Raw genomic sequence first — 18,326 nt, 5'->3', positions numbered from 1 at the left:
GGCCCCATCCGCCCCGACCTCATGGCTGAACCCCTCCGCCAGGTCACCCGCCAGCGGGTAGAGGTCTAGCCAAGCACGGAACTCACCCTCTCCCCTTGAGGGAGAGGGACAGATCATTCTTCGTTCAGAAGAATGATCAGGGTGAGGGGCTTCGATCCGTCCCGCAGGGGCAAATCGCTCCAGTGGAGCGATTTGAGGTGAGAAGGCCATGAGCGCTGCGCTCGAATGGCGCATGCCATCCCATGCCAGAACCCCAACGGGAACCTCTGCTTGGAGTAGCGTGAGCCCGCCCAGTTCAGTAGACCTCATCCTGAGCCTGTCGAAGGAAGAGGTCGTGGCATCCCGATCTCCACTCGCTCGACCTCGTGGTTCGACAAGCTCACCATGAGGTCTTCGGTGTTTCGCCTTCGCGGATGCACCCATTGCAAACCCGCCCCGCGCCGCTTTTTGCTTGATCCTGGCTCCCAAGCTGCCACATAGGACATGCCTTCCACCGCGCCGGATCCCAGCCATGACCCAGACCATTCCCAACATCGCCGGTCTTTCCGATCTGGCGGGCCGATACGATGCCGTCCTTAGCGACGTCTGGGGCGTGGTACACAACGGCGTCGCCGCTTTCCCCAGCGCCGTCGAGGCGCTGGCCGAATTCCGCCGGGCAGGGGGCAAGGCCGTCTTCATCACCAATGCGCCCCGGCCATCCGGCCCCATCGTCGAGCTGCTCGATGATCTGGGTGTCGTGCGCGAAGCCTATGACGCCATCGTTTCCTCGGGCGACGCCACCCGCACGATGATCGCCAAATATTCCGGCCGCGCCATCCACCATGTCGGCCCCGCCACCGAGGATGACGCGCTCTACGAAGGCCTCAATGTCCGTCGCACCGGCCCCGAAGAGGCCGAAGTGGTCGTGGTCACCGATCTTGATACCGATGAGGACACCCCCGAAATGTATCGCGAGCGCGCCAGGTTCTGGCTCGCCCGCAAGCTGCCCATGATCTGCGCCAATCCCGACCGCGTGGTCGAGCATGGCGACAAGATCATTTATTGCGGCGGCGCTCTGGGCGATCTCTACGCCGCCATGGGCGGCATGGTGCTGATGGCCGGCAAGCCCTACCAGCCGATCTATGAGGAAGCCTTCCGCCTCGCTGAAGTTGCCGCCGGCCGCAAGCTCGACAAATCCCGCGTCCTCGCCATTGGCGATAGCGTGCGCACCGACGCCACCGGCGCCGCCCAGTTCGGCCTCGATCTGCTGTTCATCACCGGCTCTATCCACGCCGCCGAACTCGACGCCTTCGGCAAGCCAGATCCGCAGGCCATTGCCGATCTCGTCGCCCCCAGCCGCGCCCGTCTGGCCGGCTTCCTGCCGCGCCTCTCCTGGTAATCGCCGTGCCCGATTTTCTCCGCCTCTCCAATCTGGCCGCCGTCCCGGCCTCCCTGCGCGGCGCCTATGTCGCTATCGGCAATTTCGATGGCTTCCACCGCGGCCACCAATCGGTGCTCGAACTGCTCAAGGCCCGCGCCGCCCAGGCTGGCGTGCCTGCCGTCGTACTCACTTTCGAGCCGCATCCGCGTGATGTTTTTGCGCCCGCCCCCTTCATGTTCCGCCTCACCCAAGGCGATGCCAAGGCGCGCCTTGCCGAAGCCCTGGGGCTCGATGCCATCGCCATCCTCAATTTCGACCGTGCCTTCTCCCAGATCGAGGCCGAGGACTTCGTCTCCCGCTTCCTCGTCGATGCGCTCGGCGTCACCGGCGTTATTGTCGGCACCGATTTCCATTTCGGCCGCCAGCGCCGCGGCACCCCCACCTTCCTCAAGGCCGAAGGCGACCGCCTCGGCTTTGCCGTCGAAACGCTGGGCCTGATGGATGAGGGGGACGAACCCATTTCCTCCTCGCGCATCCGCGCCGCCCTTTCCGAAGGCGCCGTCACCGCCGCCAACCGCCTGCTCGGCTATCATTGGTTCTTTGAGGGCGTGGTCGAACAGGGCGATCAGCGTGGCCGCGAACTGGGCTATCCCACCGCCAACATGGCCGTGCCCACCGGCTTCCAGCTCGCCCAGGGCGTCTTCGCCGTCCGTGCGCGGCTAGGCGATCGCCTGCTCGACGGCGTCGCCGCCTTCGGCAAGCCCATGTTCGACAACCAGCGCCCGCCTTTCGAGACACACCTGTTCGATTTTGCCGGCGACATTTACGGCCAGACCATTTCGGTCGCGCTCGTCGCCCACATTCGCGGCCAGGAAGTGTTTTCCGGCCTGGACGAGCTGATCGCTGCCATGGACCGCGACAGCCGCAAGGCCCGCACGCTCATTGCCGAAGGCAAGCCCATTAGTCCGCTGGATCTGCGGTTGGGGTTCGTCGGGGGCTAAGGCCAAACCGTGGCGTCCCTCCACCCCTCCCTAGCCCTCCCCATCAAGGGGAGGGTGAACCCGGTTGATCTGACGAGATGCTGCCAAGCACTCGATATCACCCTCCCCCTTGTGGGGAGGGAAGGGAGGGGGTGCTGAAGTCACCGCAAACCCATACCCGCGAGCGCCGCGCCAACCCCACCCACCAAATCACCCTTTGCCCCATCGCCCACGCCTTGCTAAAAGGCGCCCAATTCTTCCCATGCGATTGCTTACCCCATGACCGATACCGCTGCGGGCGCCGCCGAAACCGATTATTCGTCGACGCTCTTCCTCCCGGAAACCGCTTTCCCCATGCGCGCGGGCTTGCCCGAGCGCGAGCCCGTCTGGCTCAAGCGCTGGGAAGACATGGACATTTATAAGCTGCAGCGCGAGCAGGCCGCCGACCGGCCGCTGTTTACCCTGCATGACGGCCCCCCATACGCCAATGGCAATATCCATATCGGCCACGCGCTCAATAAGACGCTGAAAGACATGATCAGCCGGTCCCAGCAATTCTTGGGGCATAATGCTGCCTATGTCCCCGGCTGGGACTGCCACGGCCTGCCCATCGAATGGAAGATCGAAGAGCAGTACCGCGCCAAGGGCAAGGACAAGAACGAAGTCCCGATCATCGAATTCCGCCAGGAATGCCGCACCTTTGCCGAGCAATGGGTCGATATCCAGCGCGAGGAATTCAAGCGCCTTGGCGTGCTTGGCGAGTGGGACGTGCCCTATCTCACCATGAGCTTTGATGCCGAGGCGCAGATCGCCCGCGAGTTGATGAAGGTCTCGATGTCGGGCCAGCTCTATCGCGGCAGTAAGCCCGTCATGTGGTCTGTGGTCGAGCGCACGGCCCTCGCCGAAGCCGAAATCGAATATGCCGATTACGAAAGCGACACCATCTGGGTGAAATTCCCGGTTCTGGGCGCCTCGGCCAATGTCGATACCAAGGCCGAGGGTGGCTTTGCCGCCAGCGCCGACGCCATCCGTGGCCTTGATGGCGCCTTCGTCGTCATCTGGACCACCACGCCCTGGACCATCCCGGCCAACCGCGCCATCAGCTATTCCAGTAGGATCAGCTATGGCCTCTACGAAATCACCGAGGCGCCCGAAGGCAATTGGGCCAGCGTCGGAGAGCGTTATGTGCTGGCCGATAATCTGGCGGCCGAGGTCTTCACCAAGGCCAAGGTCACCGGTACCAAGCGCCTGCACGATGTCGATCCCGGCACCATCACTGCCTGCGCCCATCCGCTGCGCGGCTTTGGTGGCGGCTACACTTTCGATGTGCCCTTGCTCGATGGCGATCACGTCACCGACGATACCGGCACGGGCTTTGTCCACACCGCCCCCGGCCATGGCCTCGACGACTTCGAGATCTGGATGAATTCGGGCCGCCTGCTTGCCGAAAAGGGCATCGACAGCGCCATCCCCTATGTGGTTGGCGATGACGGTTTCTACACCAAGGACGCCCCCGGCCTCGAGGGCGCCCGCGTCATCGATGACAATGGCAAGAAGGGCGACGCCAACCAGCGCGTCATCACGGCTTTGGCTGAGCGCCACGCCATGGTCGCCCGCGGCCGCGTCAAGCACCAATACCCCCATTCATGGCGCTCCAAAAAGCCGGTGATCTTCCGCAATACCCCGCAATGGTTCGTCTATATGGACCGCGATATCAGCGCCCAGGGTGGCGACACCCTGCGCGCCCGTGCCCTGCGCGCCATCGACCAGACCAAGTTCTATCCCGCCGCGGGCCAGAACCGTCTCCGCTCGATGATCGCCGACCGCCCCGATTGGGTCCTGTCGCGCCAGCGCGCCTGGGGCGTGCCGATCACGGTTTTCGTGCATAGGCAAACCGGGGAAATCCTCAAGGACGAGATCGTCAATCACCGCATCGCCCAGTCCTTCGAGGAAGAAGGCGCAGATGCTTGGTACAAGCCCGGCGCAGCCGCGCATTATCTTGGCTCGCAATACCCCGTCGAAGACTATGAAATGGTCACCGACGTGCTCGATGTGTGGTTCGATAGCGGCACCACCCATTCCTGGGTGCTGCGCAACAAGCAAAAGTGGCCGCATCTGAAATTCCCGGCCTCGATGTATCTCGAAGGCTCCGACCAGCACCGCGGCTGGTTCCATTCCTCCCTGCTCGAAAGCTGCGCCACCAACGGCTTTGCCCCCTATGACAGCGTGCTCACGCACGGCTTCACCATGGATGGCGAAGGCCGCAAGATGAGCAAGTCGCTGGGCAATACCGTCGCCCCGCAGGACATCATCAAGCAATATGGCGCCGATATCCTGCGCCTCTGGGTAGCCTCCTCCGACTATTCGGAAGATCTGCGCCTGGGTAAGGAAATCATCCAGACCACCGTCGATAGCTACCGCAAGCTGCGCAACACTTTGCGCTGGCTCTTGGGCAATCTCGCCCATTACCAGCCAACCGACACCGTCGCCTTTGCCGATATGCCCGAGCTCGAACGGCTCATGCTGCACCGTCTGGCCCAGCTCGATGGCCAGGTCCGCACCGCGTTCAAGGAATATGATTTCCGTCGCGTCGTGACCCTGCTCGGCAATTTCATGAATATCGAGCTCTCGGCCTTCTACTTCGATATCCGCAAGGACGCGCTCTATTGCGACCCGATCTCCTCGGTGCGTCGCAAGGCCTCGCTCACCGTGCTGCATCACCTGTTCGATTGCCTCACGGCCTGGCTCGCACCCATCCTGGTCTTCACCATGGAAGAATGCTGGTTGGAGCGGCACAAGGAGGAGGGCGCCTCGGTCCATCTGCGCCTGCTGCCCGAAGTGCCCGCCGAATGGCTCGACGATGATCTCGCCAATAAATGGCAGCTCATCCGCGCCGTCCGTCGCGTGGTGACCGGCGCGCTCGAAATCGAGCGCCGCGAAAAGCGCATCGGCTCTTCGCTCGAAGCCGCTCCCCAGGTCTTCATCGCCGATGAGCGTTACCTCACCGCGCTCGAGGGCCAGGACCTGGCCGAGATCGCCATCACCTCGGACATTTCTCTGCTCGCCAGCGAAGGCCCCGCCGACGGCTTCCGCCTCGAAGACGTCCCCGGCGTCGCGGTGGTCCCGGCCTTGGCCGAAGGCAATCGCTGCGCCCGCTCCTGGAAAGTCCTGCCCGAAGTCGGCTCCGACCCCGACTTCCCCGACGTCTCCCTGCGCGACGCCCAGGCCCTACGCGAACGCGCCGAACTGGGGCTGTAACGCTTGCGCTGCGCTTGTCGCTCTGTCGTCCCTCTCCCCTTGTGGGAGAGGGTGCCCGAAGGGCGGGTGAGGGGGTCTCTCCGCCACCGCTGACCCCTCATCCGGCGCTGCGCGCCACCTTCTCCCACAGGGGAGAAGGGAAGAAGGAGCAAATTGCCCCGATGAACATCACCAAACTCACCAATCCCGCCACCTACGCCTCCCTCACCGCGGCCATCCTCGCCTTCGGCATCGATCGCGCCCACAAGGCGTTCCAGGTCTCCGCCGATTGCGTTGCGCTGGGCGCCGCGCCATGCGTGGAGGTCTTCACCTCCTATATCCCCGTCTCCATGACCAATTGGCGCGGCGGCGAAGTCGTGCGCGTCACTGATTTCTTCGATTATGTCCTGGTCTGGAATACCGGCATTTCCTATGGCCTGTTCGATAGCCTGCCCGTCTGGGGCCTGGGCGCCATCATGCTGGTCGCCATTGTGCTGCTCTCGGTCTGGTGGTGGCGCGCCGAGCAGCGGCTGATCCGCATGGGCCTGGCGCTCTGCATTGGCGGCGCGCTGTCCAATGCGCTCGATCGCCTGCTCTATGGCGCGGTGGCCGATTTCTTCCATTTCCACTGGCAGAGCTATTCGTTCTATATCTTCAACATCGCCGATATGGCCATCACGCTGGGCGTCGTCCTGCTCATTGCCGACATGTTCGGCATCGGTCGCCCGCGCTCCGCCAAGGTATGATTTGGGTGGCGAACACTTTACTGCCAGAATCTGGTCTTAGGCGGCAGGATGCTATATAAGCGCGGCCGAAATCGTGAAGGACGTTGCATGCGTATTGGATTGATCGGGCGCGCGATTGCTCGCAAGGCCTCAATGGCGTCACTGGGCCTGTTGCTTGCTGCCACGCTGGCTGCCTGCACGACCGTGGAGGGCACCAATGCCCTCACCGATCCCGGCACATTCGAGCGCGAGGTGATGAGCTCCACCGCCCGCGGCTTTGGCCTCATTCCCGGCGAAACGCCCAAGGAGGAGCCCACCCAGGCCCGCGCGCCGCTGGTATTGCCGCGCAATGCCGAAAATCTGCCGGCCCCCACCACGGCTGCCGCCGTCGCCCAGCTGCCCGCCAATAGCGATGCGGTGCGGATCGATGCGTCCGGTCTCAGCGAAGCCGACATTACCCGCCTGCGCAATGCCAAGGTCGTTGACCTGCGTTCGCTCTCGGGCCGCCCGCTCACCGAAGCTGAAGCCCGTGCACTCACCTCCCGCATGCAGGCCGCCAATATGGCGGTCGGGGTCAATGGCAAGCGCCCGCTTTACCTGCCGCCCGACGAATATTTCACCCGCGTCGGCAATGCCGACATGGTCTGCCGCAATCCGTCTGGCCAGATCGTGTCGCTCAGCGACCCGAGCTGCCCCGATGAAATCCGCCGCGCCCTGCGCGTGCAGGGTCCGACCGGCTCGGGCATGCTCGGTGGCGCCATCGATTCGGAAATCAGGGACATGAAGGACTGATCGCCAGCCGGTCTGGCATCTTTCCATGCGCCCCGCCCTGTGCGGGGCGTTCTTTTTGTGCGATGGAAACCTCCATTGCTCCACCAGCGCCGCCCAAATGGGTCCCGCATGACATGAAGGCACTCCGCCAATGACCGATACCCCTGCCACTCCCGACACCGGCGACCGCCTCGCCAAGGTCATTGCCCGCTCCGGCCTCTGCTCCCGCCGCGATGCCGAAGCCTGGATCACCACCGGCCGCGTCAGCGTCAACGGCAAGAAAGTGCTGACCCCTGCCTTCAATGTCACCGGGCGCGACAAGGTCATGGTCGATGGCGCCCCGCTCGCGGCCCGCCAGGGCACGCGCGTCTGGCTCTATCACAAGCCGGCGGGCCTCGTGGTCACCGAGAAAGATCCCGAAGGCCGCCCCACCGTCTTTGAGGCGCTCGAACAACACGGCCTGCCGCGCGTCGTCTCCGTCGGCCGCCTCGATATCAATACCGAAGGCCTGCTGCTCGTTACCAATGATGGTGGCCTCAAGCGCGTGCTCGAATTGCCTGCCACCGGCTGGCTGCGCCGCTATCGCGTGCGCGCCCATGGCAGTGTCACCCAGGCGGCGCTCGATCGTCTCAAGGATGGCATCGAGATCGACGGCATCAAATACGGCTCCATCGAAGCGACCCTCGAGCGCGATCAGGGCTCCAATGTGTGGATCGTCATGGCCCTGCGCGAAGGCAAGAACCGCGAAGTCAAGAACGTGCTCGGCGCGCTTGGTCTCGAGGTCAATCGCCTGATCCGCGTTTCCTATGGCCCCTTCCAGCTCAACGATATCCCTGTCGGTGCCATCGAAACCGTGAAGGCCTCGACCCTGCGCGAACAGCTCGGCAAGAAGCTGGCCGAAGCCGCCGATGTCGATTTCGACAGCGAAATGCCCGAAATCAACCAGCTTGTCGGCAAACCCACCCGTGATCGCCTCACCGGCCGCGGCACCAATACCGTCGAAATCGCCCGCCAGCGCTTCCGCTTCACCGATCACGCCGAAAAGAGTGAGGAAGAACTCCGCGCCGAGCGTCCGCGCCAGGATCGCCCCGGGCGTTTTGACAGCCGCAAGCCCGTCACCAGGCGCGTCGACCCGCGTGCCGAAGAAGAAATGGCGCCGCCCCGCCGCATCCATTTCGACGAAGATGGCCGCGCGCCCGAGGAATTTACGCCCAAGCGCGGCGGCAACAAGCCCGCCTGGCGCGATCCCGATGATCAACCCGCCCGCACCTTCGGCAAGCGTCCCGAACGCCCCGCCAAGCCCGCCTTTGGCGAGAAGAAATCCTTCGGCGACAAGAAGCCCTATGGTGACAAGAAGCCCTATGGCGACAAAAAATCCTTTGGCGACAAGCCGGCCTTCGGCAAGCCGCGCCGCGAGGGCGAGGATCGTCCCAAGCGCGCCTTCAGCGGGCGTCCCGCCGGTGCCCGTGGCTTTGCCGATCGCAGCGAGCGCCCCAAGCGCGATTTCGGTGATCGTCCGCCCCGTCGCGACGATGCCGGCGCGCCCCAGCGCGGTTTCGCCGAGCGTCCCCGTTCTCCCCGCCCCGAGGGCGGCCGTCCCCCGCAGGATCGTGCCTTTACCGGCACGCCGCGCGGTCCGCGCCGCAATGATGCCGGCGCCGGCGAACGCGCCCCGCGCAGCTTTGCACCCCGCCTCCGTCCCGATAGCGAACGCGGCGATGGCGCAGCCTTTACCGGCGCGCCCAAGCGCCCCGGCCGCAATTTCTCGGAAAAGCCGCGCAGCTTCCGTCCCGACGCCGACCGTGCTCCGCGCCCCGATCGCGGACCCCGCCCGGACCGCGCTCCTCGTCCGGGCCGCGACAATCTAGGCTCGGAAGCCAAGACCTACGGCAAGCCCAAGACCCGCGCTGATGGCAAGCCCCACCCCAAGCGTGACGGAGCCGCCCCCCAGCGTGGCCCTAAGCCCGGTGGCCGTCCTGCCGCCGGTGGTCGTCCCGGCTCGGGTGGCCGCCCCAGCGGCGGCGCCGGTCGTCCCTCCGGCGGCGCCCGCCCCACCGGGCCGCGCCGCCCCAAGTCCTAAATAGCAGATCTCATGGTGAGCTTGTCGAACCATGGGGTCGTGGCACCTCGCCACCCACCCACAATGTCATCCCCGTGAAAGCGGGGATCTCCGTTTCCTAACGTCTTCAGGATGGAGCCTCCCCATGCGCATCGTCGCCGGAAAATTTCGCGGCAAGCAACTGACCTCGCCTTCGGACGAAACCATCCGCCCCACCGCCGACCGCGTCCGCGAGAGCATGTTCAACATCCTCGCCAGCCGCCTCGGCCCGGTCTTTGACGGCGTCCGCGTGCTGGACCTCTTCGCCGGCACCGGCGCCCTGGGCCTCGAAGCGCTTTCGCGCGGCGCCGCGCACGTCACCTTCGTCGACACGGGCGCCGAAGCCCGCGGCATCATCCGTGATCACATTGAAGCCTTCGGGGCAGGGGGCATCACCAAGCTCTTGCGCCGCGATGCCACCGATCTGGGCACGCCCGGCACTTTCGGCCAGTTCAACCTGGTCTTCCTCGATCCGCCCTACAACAAGGGCCTGGGCGAACAGGCCCTCGCCGGGCTTCTGGCCAATGGCTGGTTCGCCCCCGGCGCCACCATAGTCCTCGAAGACAGCGTGGACGCGACGGTCGAACTCCCCGCCGGCTTCACGCTAGAAGACCGCCGGGAGTATGGCGCAGCAGCAGTGCATTTCTTGAGTTTGGAATAGCGCCACGACCTCGTCCTTCGACAAGCTCAGGATGAGGTCTATTGGGAATATCGCGATCTAAAAGTAGACCTCATGGTGAGCCTGTCGAACCACGAGGGCGTGGCACGAAGCCTCGTCACACCGGACCCACCCTCGCCCTTGAGGGAGAGGGACGGCAATTCTGCGTTCAGCAGAATTGACAGGGTGAGGGGTTCTGCGCCCTCCCATGCCCAGAGACCTAGGAAGAAACCCCTCATCCACCCTTCGGGCACCTTCCCCCGCAAGGGGAGAAGGAAGGATCAGAGGTTGGACTCAGGCCGCCACCGCACAAGCCTCACACCGCCCGCGAATCTCCATCGTGGTCCGCTCGACCTTGAAGCCCTTTTGCCCCGCCCAGGCGCCTAGCCGCTCCTCGATCACCGCGTCGGCGAATTCGTCCACCTTCCCGCAGTTTTCGCAGATCGCAAACGCAATCAGCCCCTTGCGATGGCAATGCTCGTCGGCACAGGCCACGAACGCATTGAGCGATTCCAGGCGATGGGCCAGCCCGCGCTCCACCAGCTTGTCGAGCGCGCGATACACCTGCAGCGGCGCCCGCAGCCCGTCGCCGCGCAGCTTGTCCAGAATATCGTAGGCGCTGAGCGGCCCGGCCGAATGGTTCAATGTGCCCAGAACCAGCCCCTGATTGCGCGTCAGGTCGCTGGGAACGTCGTGACTATGCGCCATGGATCGGTCTCCTGCCGAACAATCGCCCGACGGGAACCGCCAGCGACACGCCAAATACTATCAAAGCCATCACCACAATCGAAGGGCCAGACGCGGTATCCCAGGTTTTCGAGCCGAATAGCCCACCCACCACCGCCACGACCCCCAGCAGCGCGGCAACCAAAGCCATTTGCTCGGGCGTCGCACTCAGCCGGCGCGCCGTCGCCGCGGGAATGATCAGCAGCGAGGTAATCAGCAGCACCCCCACCAGCTTCATGGCAATGGCGATCACGCTGGCCATCAGGATCATCAGCACCAGCCGGCTGACCTCAGGCCGCAGCCCCTCCGCCTCCGCCAATTCCGGGCTCACCGTCGACGCCAGCAAAGGCCGCCATCCCAGAATGAGAATGGCGAGGATCGCGGCCCCACCGCCATAGATAATGGCAATGTCCTGCGTCGACACGGCCAGGATATCGCCGAACAGGAACCCCATCAGGTCGATCCGCACCGTAGTGATAAACCCCACCAGGACCAGCCCCACGGCCAGCGTCGAATGGCTCAAAATCCCCAGCAGCGCATCGGTCGACAACGTCGCCTGCCGCTGCAGGATAATCAGCGCTCCCGCCACAAAAGCCGCGACCGCGAATACGCCCAGCGTCATATTGAGCGACAGGATGATCGACAGCGCCACCCCCAGCAGCGCCGAATGCGCCATCGTATCCCCAAAATACGCCATCCGCCGCCACACGACGAAGCAGCCGAGCGGCCCCGTGACGAGCGCCAGCCCAATTCCGGCAATCAGCGCGCGCGAGAAGAAATCACCGAACATATGTTGCCCCAATATTGGAGGTTGCGTCGACTGACTCAGCCATGCCGATGCCCTTCATGCTCATGATGGTGCTCGCCCGCCCCCACCACGCACCCGTCGTCATGGTGCTCGTGATCGTGATGGTGCTCATAAATCGCCAGCGTCTGCGCCGCGCGCTCGCCGAACAGTTTCAGGTATTCCGGGCTCCGCTTCACCGCCGAAGGCGTGCCCGTGCAGCACATATGGCCATTGAGGCAGATCACGATATCGGTCTCCGCCATAACCACATGCAGATCGTGCGAAATCATCAGGATCCCGCTTTGCGTCGTGTCGCGAATAGTGCGCACCAATTCGTACAGCGCCACTTCGCCGGAAAAATCGACCCCCTGCACCGGCTCGTCCAGCACCAAAAGGTCCGGCTTGCGGATCATCGCCCGCGCAAACAGCACCCGCTGAAATTCTCCGCCCGACAATTCCTGCACCGCCGCCTTGCGCAGCCGCGTCGCGCCCACCGCTTCCAGCGCCGCGTCGATTTCGCCCGCGCTATGTCGCCCGGTCAATGTCATAAGCCGCTCCACATTGAGCGGCATGGTCCAGTCAATGCTCAGCTTTTGCGGTACATAGCCGATGGTAATGCCAGCCCGCCGGGTCACGCTGCCTTCGGTCGGCTTATAGACGCCGGTCACCATCTTGGCCGTGGTCGATTTGCCCGACCCATTGGGCCCGATCAGCGTCACGATCTCGCCCCGCCGCAGCGTCAGGTCCACCCCATGCACCAGCCGGCGGTGGCCCCGGCTCACGCCGGCCCCGCGCAAGGTCACCAGCGTTTCTTTCTCGGCCAAGGCATCCATAATTCTATCGGCTCCATTCCTCCCGCTTGAGGGAGGGCGCGGGATGCTGCTGCCCGAACACGAACCCGGCACAGCGGTCAATCACCCCTTGACGTCATTCTTTACGTTATAGCATAACATCGCTACAAGCGTAATAACATTACATATCACTTGCCTGCTCCCGTTCAAGAGGTCTCCTCCAAATGCAACGTCTCGCCCCCTTTGCCATGCTGTCCGCGCTCCTCCTGACCTCCACGGTCTATGCCGCGCCCAATGTCGTGGCCTCCATCAAGCCGGTGCATTCCCTGGTCGCCGCGGTCATGGCGGGCGTTGGCGAGCCCACGCTGATCGTCAAGGGCGCCGCCTCTCCCCACACCTATGCCCTGCGCCCCTCCGATGCCGGCGCGCTGGAATCCGCCGATATCGTCTTCTGGACCGGCCATGGCATGGAGCTCTTCCTAGCCGATGCCCTCGATACCCTGGCGCCCAATGCCCAGATCGTCGAACTGGCCGAGGCCCCCGGCATCACCATCCTGCCGGTCCGCGAAGGCGGCGCCTTCGAGCATCACTCCCATGAGGGCGAGGGCGGTGATCACGATCACGAACATGAAGAACACGATCATGGCGAACATGGCGAAGGCGACATGCATTTCTGGCTCGATCCGGAAAATGCCAAGCTGATGGTCACCGAAATCGCCGCCACCCTGGCCAAGGCCGATCCCGAAAACGCTGCCGCCTACCAGGCCAATGCCGCCACCGAGATTGCCGCGCTCGATGTACTGGAAACCGAACTCGACGCCACTCTCGCTCCGGTCAAGGACAAGCCCTTCATCGTCTTCCACGATGCCTATCAGTATTTCGAATCCCGCTTCGGGCTCGAGCTGGCCGGCTCCATCACCGTCACGCCCGATACCATGCCCGGCGCCCAGCGCATCGACGAGCTCAAGACCAAGGTCGCCGAACTGGGTGCCACCTGCGTCTTCGCCGAGCCCAATTTCGAACCCACCATCATCAAGGCCATCACCGAAGGCAGCCAGGCCAAGTCGGGCGTCCTCGACCCCGAAGGCGGCGCCCTCACCGAAGGTTCCGATCTCTACCCCAACCTGCTGCGTGGCCTCGCCACCTCACTGGTCGATTGCCTGAAGTAGCGGGTACCCGCGCTCGATCCAGCCTCAACCCCCAGATGGTCCCTCCCCCTATCGGGGGGAGGTTGGGAGGGGGTATCCCGATGCCTGGCAAATCCTACTTGATCGGCCCCTTGAAGATGAAGAACGCCCCCAGCGCGATCATCCCGAACCCGATCCCGTGGTTCAGCGTCAGCTTCTCGCCGAAGTAGAACACGGTGAACACCGCGAATACCGAAAGCGAGATCACTTCCTGAATGGTCTTGAGTTCGGACGGGCTATAGACCGCTTCCCCAATCCGATTGGCCGGCACCGCCAGCCAATATTCGAAAAACGCGATACCCCAGCTGATCATCACCGCCAGCCACAGTGCCGATGTCGGCCATTTCAAATGCCCATACCAGGCAAAGGTCATGAATACATTGGACGCGAGCAACAGCCCGATCGGGGCAAAAGTGGCAAAGTTGAAGCCCAAGGCTTCCTCCTGAACAGAACGCGCCCTGCTTCTAGCGCCCCATCCCCCACCATGTCATTCCGCGAAAGCGGGAACCTCCGTTTCCCGCTGCGCACTGCCCTAACGCACATGCTTGGTCGGCTGCTCCAGTCCGAACAGATCGTCGGTCAGATTGTCCATCCGCTCGCGCACCAGGGCCTGCGCGTCATAAACCCCGCGATTGTAGAAATAGGCGCCCATCTTGTCGGCAAAGAACATCATCAGCATCTCGGCCGGAATGGAGCCAATGTCCTGGTCCAACTCGTTGCGGAAATAGTCGCGGATTTCATCCACGATGGCCTTGGTTTCCTCGCGGCTGAATTTGATCGGTTTCATCTCACAATTCTCCAAAAGGCCTCATGGTGAGTCTGTCGAACCACGAGGCTCACCCAGGATGAGGTCTACTGCGAGTCGCATTTGGCGCCTTCGGCAAAATCGTTCACCGGCCTGCGCCCGCATACTTGACGGTTTCGCTCCTTTCCTACCAACCACATTGCGGTCCGCCCGATTTAGTGGCAAACCAATCCTCGTGTTGGTTCCCCGCGTCCGTTGTGGCAAGGGGATACCCAGCCTGAAGCGCAAGGCATCACGCCGCAAGCGAAAGGCTGGAAAAGGGAACACGGTGCGACGTACCCATCAGGGCGCAAAACCGTGGCTGCCCCCGCAACTGTAAGCGGTGCATTCCCCTCTCATGCCACTGGCGAATAGCCGGGAAGGCGAGGGGAGTGGCTATCACCGCGAGCCAGGAGACCTGCCGGCACACAAGCCGGGCGAAGAGCCCATCTATTCCGCGCACGGAGGGTGCTGCCATGAATACTACGACCAATACCACGATCAATACGCCTACCGCCGTCCCCACTTCTCTCTCCTTGTCCCAGCGCCTTATCGCTGGTGTCCTGGCCCTCATGCTCGGTCTGACCCTTTTGGTCGGCACCGGTTTTGCTGGTGATTTCCGCCTGCATAATGGCGCCCACGACACCCGCCACGCCATGGGCTTCCCCTGCCACTAGGGCAGCGCACGAGAGAAACAAAATGATCCGCAATCTGTTTGCCGCTGCGCTTTTCGCAGCGCTGGCCGCTGGCCTATTGACCGCCGCCATCCAGCATTTCCGCGTCACCCCGCTTATTCTGCATGCCGAAACCTTCGAGGGCGAAGGTGGCCACAGCCATGGCGAAGCGGCCGTAGTCGCCGGCCACGAACATGCAGCAGGCACTGCCGAACACAGCCACGCCGCTGTCGAAGAATGGGCCCCGCAAGACGGCTTCGAGCGCACCGCCTATACCGCGCTTGCCACAATCCTCGCCGCCGCCGGCTTTGCCCTGGTCATCGGCGCCGTTTCCATGTTCGCCAATATCCCCATCACCTTCGCCAATGGCCTGTTCTGGGGCGCCGCCGGTTTCATCACCTTCTCGCTGGCACCCGCCTATGGCCTGGCGCCCGAACTTCCCGGCATGCCAGCGGCCGATCTCTTCGCCCGCCAGCTCTGGTGGGTGGGCACCGCCATCGCCACCGGCGCCGCCTTCGTGCTGCTCGCCAAGACCCGCGCCAGCTGGGCCATTGCCGTGGCTGTCGCGCTGATCGTTGCCCCCCACATTATCGGCGCGCCCATCGCCCCCGATGAGCCCAGCGCCGTCCCCGCCCACCTCGCCACCGAATTCGCCGCCATCACCCTGGGCACCTCGGCCGTGTTCTGGGCCGTGCTTGGCGCCGTTTTCGGCCGCCTCAACGACCTCTTTGCCGCCCGCGCGGCCACCCCGATCGGAGCCATTGCATGACCGAAAAGATCCCCACCACCGTCATCACCGGCTTTCTCGGCGCCGGCAAAACGACCCTGGTCCGCCACCTTCTCGCCCATGCCCCCAAGGGCAAGCGCATCGCCCTGATCATCAACGAGTTCGGCGATCTGGGAGTCGACAAGGATATCCTGGCCGGTTGCGGCGACGACACCTGCCGCGAAGAGGATATGGTCGAGCTCTCCAATGGCTGCATTTGCTGCACCGTGGCCGATGAATTCATCCCCACCATGCAGGCCCTGCTCGCCCGCCCCGAAAAGTTCGATCACATCGTCATCGAAACCTCGGGCCTGGCGCTCCCCCAACCACTGATCCGCGCCTTCAACTGGCCCGAAATCAAGGCCCAGGTCACCATTGACGGCATCGTCACTGTCGCTGATGCCGCCGCCCTCGCCGAAGGCCGCTTTGCCAGCGACGAAGCCGCTGTCGACGCCCAGCGCCGCCAGGACGAAATGCTCGACCACGAAACCCCGCTGGGCGAACTCTTCGAGGACCAGCTCTCGGTGGCCGACCTGGTCATCGTCAACAAGGCCGATCTGGTCGATCCCGCCATGCTCGATGTCGTCGAAGCCAATTTGCGCGCCGAAATGCGCCCAGGCGTCGGCCTCATCCGCGCCCGCAATGGCCATGTCGATATCGCAGCCCTGCTCGGCATGGGCATGAGCAGCCAAGACGATATCGCCAACCGCCCCAGCCACCACGAGCTCGAACATGGCGGGCAAACCCACGAGCACGACGATTTCGACAGCTTCTCGCTGCGCATCCCAGCCATCACCGGCAAGGACGATCTCCTCGCCACAATCGAGGACACCATCCGCAACCACGACGTCCTCCGCCTCAAGGGCTTTGCCGCCATTCCAGGCGCCGCCGCCCGCCTCGCCATCCAGGCCGTCGGCCCCCGCGTCACCGCCTATTTCGACCGGCCGTGGAAGGAGGGCGAGGTTCGCGACACCGCGCTGGTGGTCATCGGCGAAAGTCCGCTCGACCGCGCGGCGATCACGCAGAGCCTGCAGCGGGCGGCGGTGTGACCGCGGAAACGCCCATGAACGCGCCTGCGCCGCGGCTCCGGCTCGGCGCCTGGCGTCTCCTTGCCGTCACGCTCGCCGGCCCGCTGGTGGGCGCCTTAGTCTATGTAGTCGTTTCGCTGCTGGCACAGCTGCCGCAGGTTACATTTGAGGATGTCGTGGAAATGGGCGGCTTCATGCTGGTCGTGGGATGGATGCTCGGCCTCGTTCCGGCGGCCGTGTCGGCGCTGGTCGTGCGCTTCCTCGGCCTTGCGGCCGACGCGCCGCGTCGCCTGGTGGAGGCCATGGCGATTGGCGCCCTGTCGGCGGTGGTGGCCCTGCCCATCATCCTGCCCGTTCTCTTCGGCCTGACCATGCCGCCGATCGAAGTCGTCCTGCTTTTCGGCCTTTGCGGAGCTGTCGCCTTCTGTGCCACCGCCCTGCCGGGCCTGCGGGTAGGCTGATGCATCTCCTCTCCGCCCAGGCCGGCGCCATCCAGCAGGAGGGCGAAGCCATCGATCTCAATCAGCGGCCCGGCGCCTATATTTTCGCCTCCGCCGCCGATAGCGAACTGGCCATGCTCGCCGCCGCCGCCGACCGGGCAGGGGAGGAGCAATTGCGCCTCGCCAATACGCTGCGCCTTTCCAACAATCTCTCGGTCGATCTATGGTTGGAGAAAACTGTCGCCCACGCCCGCCTCGTCGTGCTCCGCCTCATCGGCGGCGCCGCCTATTTCCAATATGGCGTGGACGAGATCACCGCCCTCTGCGCCAATAGCCGCATCCCCCTCGCCTTCATCCCCGGCGATGCCAATCCCGACCCCATCCTGCAATCCCGCTCCACCATCCACCCCGATGACTGGACGCGCCTGCACAATCTCTTCATCGCCGGCGGCCCGGACAATGCCGATACGATCCTGAATGCGTTCGAGCTGCTCGCTGCCCCCCTTCCTTCCCCCCTCGTGGGAGAAGGTGCCCGAAGGGCGGATGAGGGGGCCTTGCTCACCGACCTAACCCCCAGCCCCTTCGCCCGCTTCGGCCTCTGGCACCCCACCACCGGCATCACCGACGAATCCGGCCTACCTGCCATCCATCAGAGACCTCATGGTGAGCCTGTCGAACCACGGGGTCGAGCGCGTGGAGGCTTGGGTGCCACGCCCTCGTCCTTCGACAAGCTCAGGATGAGGTCTGCTGAGACATTCATCCCCATCCTCTTCTACCGCGCCGCCCTCGAAGGCGCCGGCACCGCCACCATCACAGCCCTCATCGCCGAACTCGAGCGCCAGAACCTCGCGCCGGTTCCCCTGCTCGTCTCCTCCCTCAAGGAAGCCCCCTGCATCCGCTTCGTGCAAAGCGCCTTCGCCGCCTTCCCGCCCGCCGCCATCCTCAACCTCACCGGCTTCGCCCTCGGCCTCGATAGTATCGATGCCAAGTCCAACCCCTTTTCCGGCACCGACTGCCCTGTGATCCAGCTGATCCAGTCCGGCCGCCCCGAGGCTCAATGGCTGGCCGATAGCCAGGGCCTAAGCTCCAAAGACCTGGCCATGTTCCTCGTCATGCCCGAAGTCGATGGCCGCATCGGCGGCCTCCTCGTCGGCCACAAAGCCGACGCCGTCTGGCACGACCGCAGCCAGGTCCACCTCTCCGCCTACGCCACCGACCCCTCAGGCAACACACGCGCCGTTACCCTCCCCACGAACCTGCTCCTTCTACTAATCTGACCTGTCCCACGACCCACACTGTTCGGTTTCAGGACGG

At 64.2% G+C, this 18,326-nt stretch carries 18 protein-coding genes and 1 riboswitch; of the genes, 13 read left to right on the top strand and 5 right to left on the bottom strand.

The window, feature by feature from the left end; genetic code table 11:
* The first annotated feature begins 511 nt into the window (after positions 1-511).
* The 7 genes from FF80_RS14305 (at position 512) to rsmD (ending at position 9,832) form a co-directional block, all read left to right on the top strand.
* Complete coding sequence (locus FF80_RS14305; RefSeq protein ID WP_035101786.1) at positions 512-1,378, top strand: TIGR01459 family HAD-type hydrolase; 867 nt, start codon at positions 512-514, stop codon at positions 1,376-1,378.
* 5 nt (positions 1,379-1,383) lie between these two features.
* A complete protein-coding gene (locus FF80_RS14300) occupies positions 1,384-2,361 on the top strand; it encodes a bifunctional riboflavin kinase/FAD synthetase (protein WP_035101784.1) in 978 nt (325 codons plus the stop codon).
* A gap of 258 nt (positions 2,362-2,619) precedes the next feature.
* On the top strand, positions 2,620-5,598 hold the full coding sequence (ileS, locus tag FF80_RS14295) for an isoleucine--tRNA ligase (protein WP_035101782.1): 2,979 nt from the start codon (positions 2,620-2,622) through the stop codon (positions 5,596-5,598).
* Positions 5,599-5,759: 161 nt separating this feature from the next.
* Positions 5,760-6,323, top strand: a complete 564-nt coding sequence (lspA, locus tag FF80_RS14290; RefSeq protein WP_035101778.1) for a signal peptidase II — start codon at positions 5,760-5,762, stop codon at positions 6,321-6,323.
* An 87-nt stretch (positions 6,324-6,410) separates the two neighbouring features.
* Positions 6,411-7,094 (top strand): hypothetical protein, encoded by a 684-nt coding sequence (locus FF80_RS14285; protein WP_035101774.1) that lies wholly within the window; start codon positions 6,411-6,413, stop codon positions 7,092-7,094.
* A 130-nt stretch (positions 7,095-7,224) separates the two neighbouring features.
* Positions 7,225-9,153, top strand: a complete 1,929-nt coding sequence (locus tag FF80_RS14280) for a pseudouridine synthase (RefSeq protein ID WP_052153602.1) — start codon at positions 7,225-7,227, stop codon at positions 9,151-9,153.
* 124 nt (positions 9,154-9,277) lie between these two features.
* Positions 9,278-9,832: a 16S rRNA (guanine(966)-N(2))-methyltransferase RsmD gene (rsmD, locus tag FF80_RS14275; protein WP_035101772.1), complete on the top strand. Its 555-nt coding sequence runs from the start codon at positions 9,278-9,280 to the stop codon at positions 9,830-9,832.
* 291 nt (positions 9,833-10,123) lie between these two features.
* Here rsmD and FF80_RS14270 read toward each other — a convergent pair whose 3' ends face one another.
* Genes FF80_RS14270 through FF80_RS14260 form a run of 3 tightly spaced genes read right to left on the bottom strand, consistent with a single transcriptional unit; the run spans position 10,124 to position 12,175 of the window.
* Positions 10,124-10,537 (bottom strand): Fur family transcriptional regulator, encoded by a 414-nt coding sequence (locus FF80_RS14270; protein WP_035101769.1) that lies wholly within the window; start codon positions 10,535-10,537, stop codon positions 10,124-10,126.
* Entirely contained in the window at positions 10,527-11,345 is an 819-nt protein-coding gene (locus tag FF80_RS14265; protein WP_035101767.1) for a metal ABC transporter permease, read from the bottom strand. The genes FF80_RS14270 and FF80_RS14265 overlap by 11 nt, the downstream gene beginning before the upstream one ends.
* Before the next feature lie 35 nt (positions 11,346-11,380).
* A complete protein-coding gene (locus FF80_RS14260; RefSeq protein WP_035101765.1) occupies positions 11,381-12,175 on the bottom strand; it encodes an ATP-binding cassette domain-containing protein in 795 nt (264 codons plus the stop codon).
* 182 nt (positions 12,176-12,357) lie between these two features.
* On the opposite strand from FF80_RS14260, the gene FF80_RS14255 reads away from it, so the two are divergent.
* Entirely contained in the window at positions 12,358-13,302 is a 945-nt protein-coding gene (locus FF80_RS14255; protein ID WP_035101762.1) for a zinc ABC transporter substrate-binding protein, read from the top strand.
* A gap of 94 nt (positions 13,303-13,396) precedes the next feature.
* On the opposite strand, the gene FF80_RS14250 is transcribed toward FF80_RS14255, so the two are convergent.
* Complete coding sequence (locus tag FF80_RS14250; RefSeq protein ID WP_035101760.1) at positions 13,397-13,753, bottom strand: DMT family protein; 357 nt, start codon at positions 13,751-13,753, stop codon at positions 13,397-13,399.
* A gap of 99 nt (positions 13,754-13,852) precedes the next feature.
* Positions 13,853-14,107, bottom strand: coding sequence for a DUF2164 domain-containing protein (locus FF80_RS14245; RefSeq protein WP_035101758.1), 255 nt, complete (start codon positions 14,105-14,107; stop codon positions 13,853-13,855).
* A gap of 257 nt (positions 14,108-14,364) precedes the next feature.
* Positions 14,365-14,526, top strand: a riboswitch (cobalamin riboswitch).
* A 54-nt stretch (positions 14,527-14,580) separates the two neighbouring features.
* On the opposite strand from FF80_RS14245, the gene FF80_RS14240 reads away from it, so the two are divergent.
* The 5 genes from FF80_RS14240 to FF80_RS14220 are packed head-to-tail and all read left to right on the top strand — an operon-like array spanning position 14,581 to position 18,289.
* Complete coding sequence (locus tag FF80_RS14240) at positions 14,581-14,781, top strand: CbtB domain-containing protein (RefSeq protein ID WP_035101756.1); 201 nt, start codon at positions 14,581-14,583, stop codon at positions 14,779-14,781.
* Between the two features lie 22 nt (positions 14,782-14,803).
* Positions 14,804-15,547: a CbtA family protein gene (locus FF80_RS14235; RefSeq protein ID WP_035101753.1), complete on the top strand. Its 744-nt coding sequence runs from the start codon at positions 14,804-14,806 to the stop codon at positions 15,545-15,547.
* The gene (cobW, locus tag FF80_RS14230; RefSeq protein ID WP_035101750.1) at positions 15,544-16,593 is read left to right on the top strand and encodes a cobalamin biosynthesis protein CobW; all 1,050 of its coding nucleotides are present in this window, start codon (positions 15,544-15,546) and stop codon (positions 16,591-16,593) included. The genes FF80_RS14235 and cobW overlap by 4 nt, the downstream gene beginning before the upstream one ends.
* Positions 16,594-16,607: 14 nt before the next feature.
* Positions 16,608-17,033, top strand: a complete 426-nt coding sequence (locus FF80_RS21940) for a hypothetical protein (RefSeq protein WP_035101748.1) — start codon at positions 16,608-16,610, stop codon at positions 17,031-17,033.
* Complete coding sequence (locus tag FF80_RS14220) at positions 17,033-18,289, top strand: cobaltochelatase subunit CobN (protein WP_035101746.1); 1,257 nt, start codon at positions 17,033-17,035, stop codon at positions 18,287-18,289. Before FF80_RS21940 ends, FF80_RS14220 begins: the two co-directional genes overlap by 1 nt.
* The last annotated feature ends 37 nt before the right edge of the window (positions 18,290-18,326 follow it).

It is taken from the genome of Devosia sp. LC5 (assembly GCF_000735585.1).
Lineage (GTDB): Bacteria > Pseudomonadota > Alphaproteobacteria > Rhizobiales > Devosiaceae > Devosia.
The sequence above is the reverse complement of the archived record's forward strand: the minus strand, read 5'-3'. Positions and strand labels throughout refer to the sequence as shown.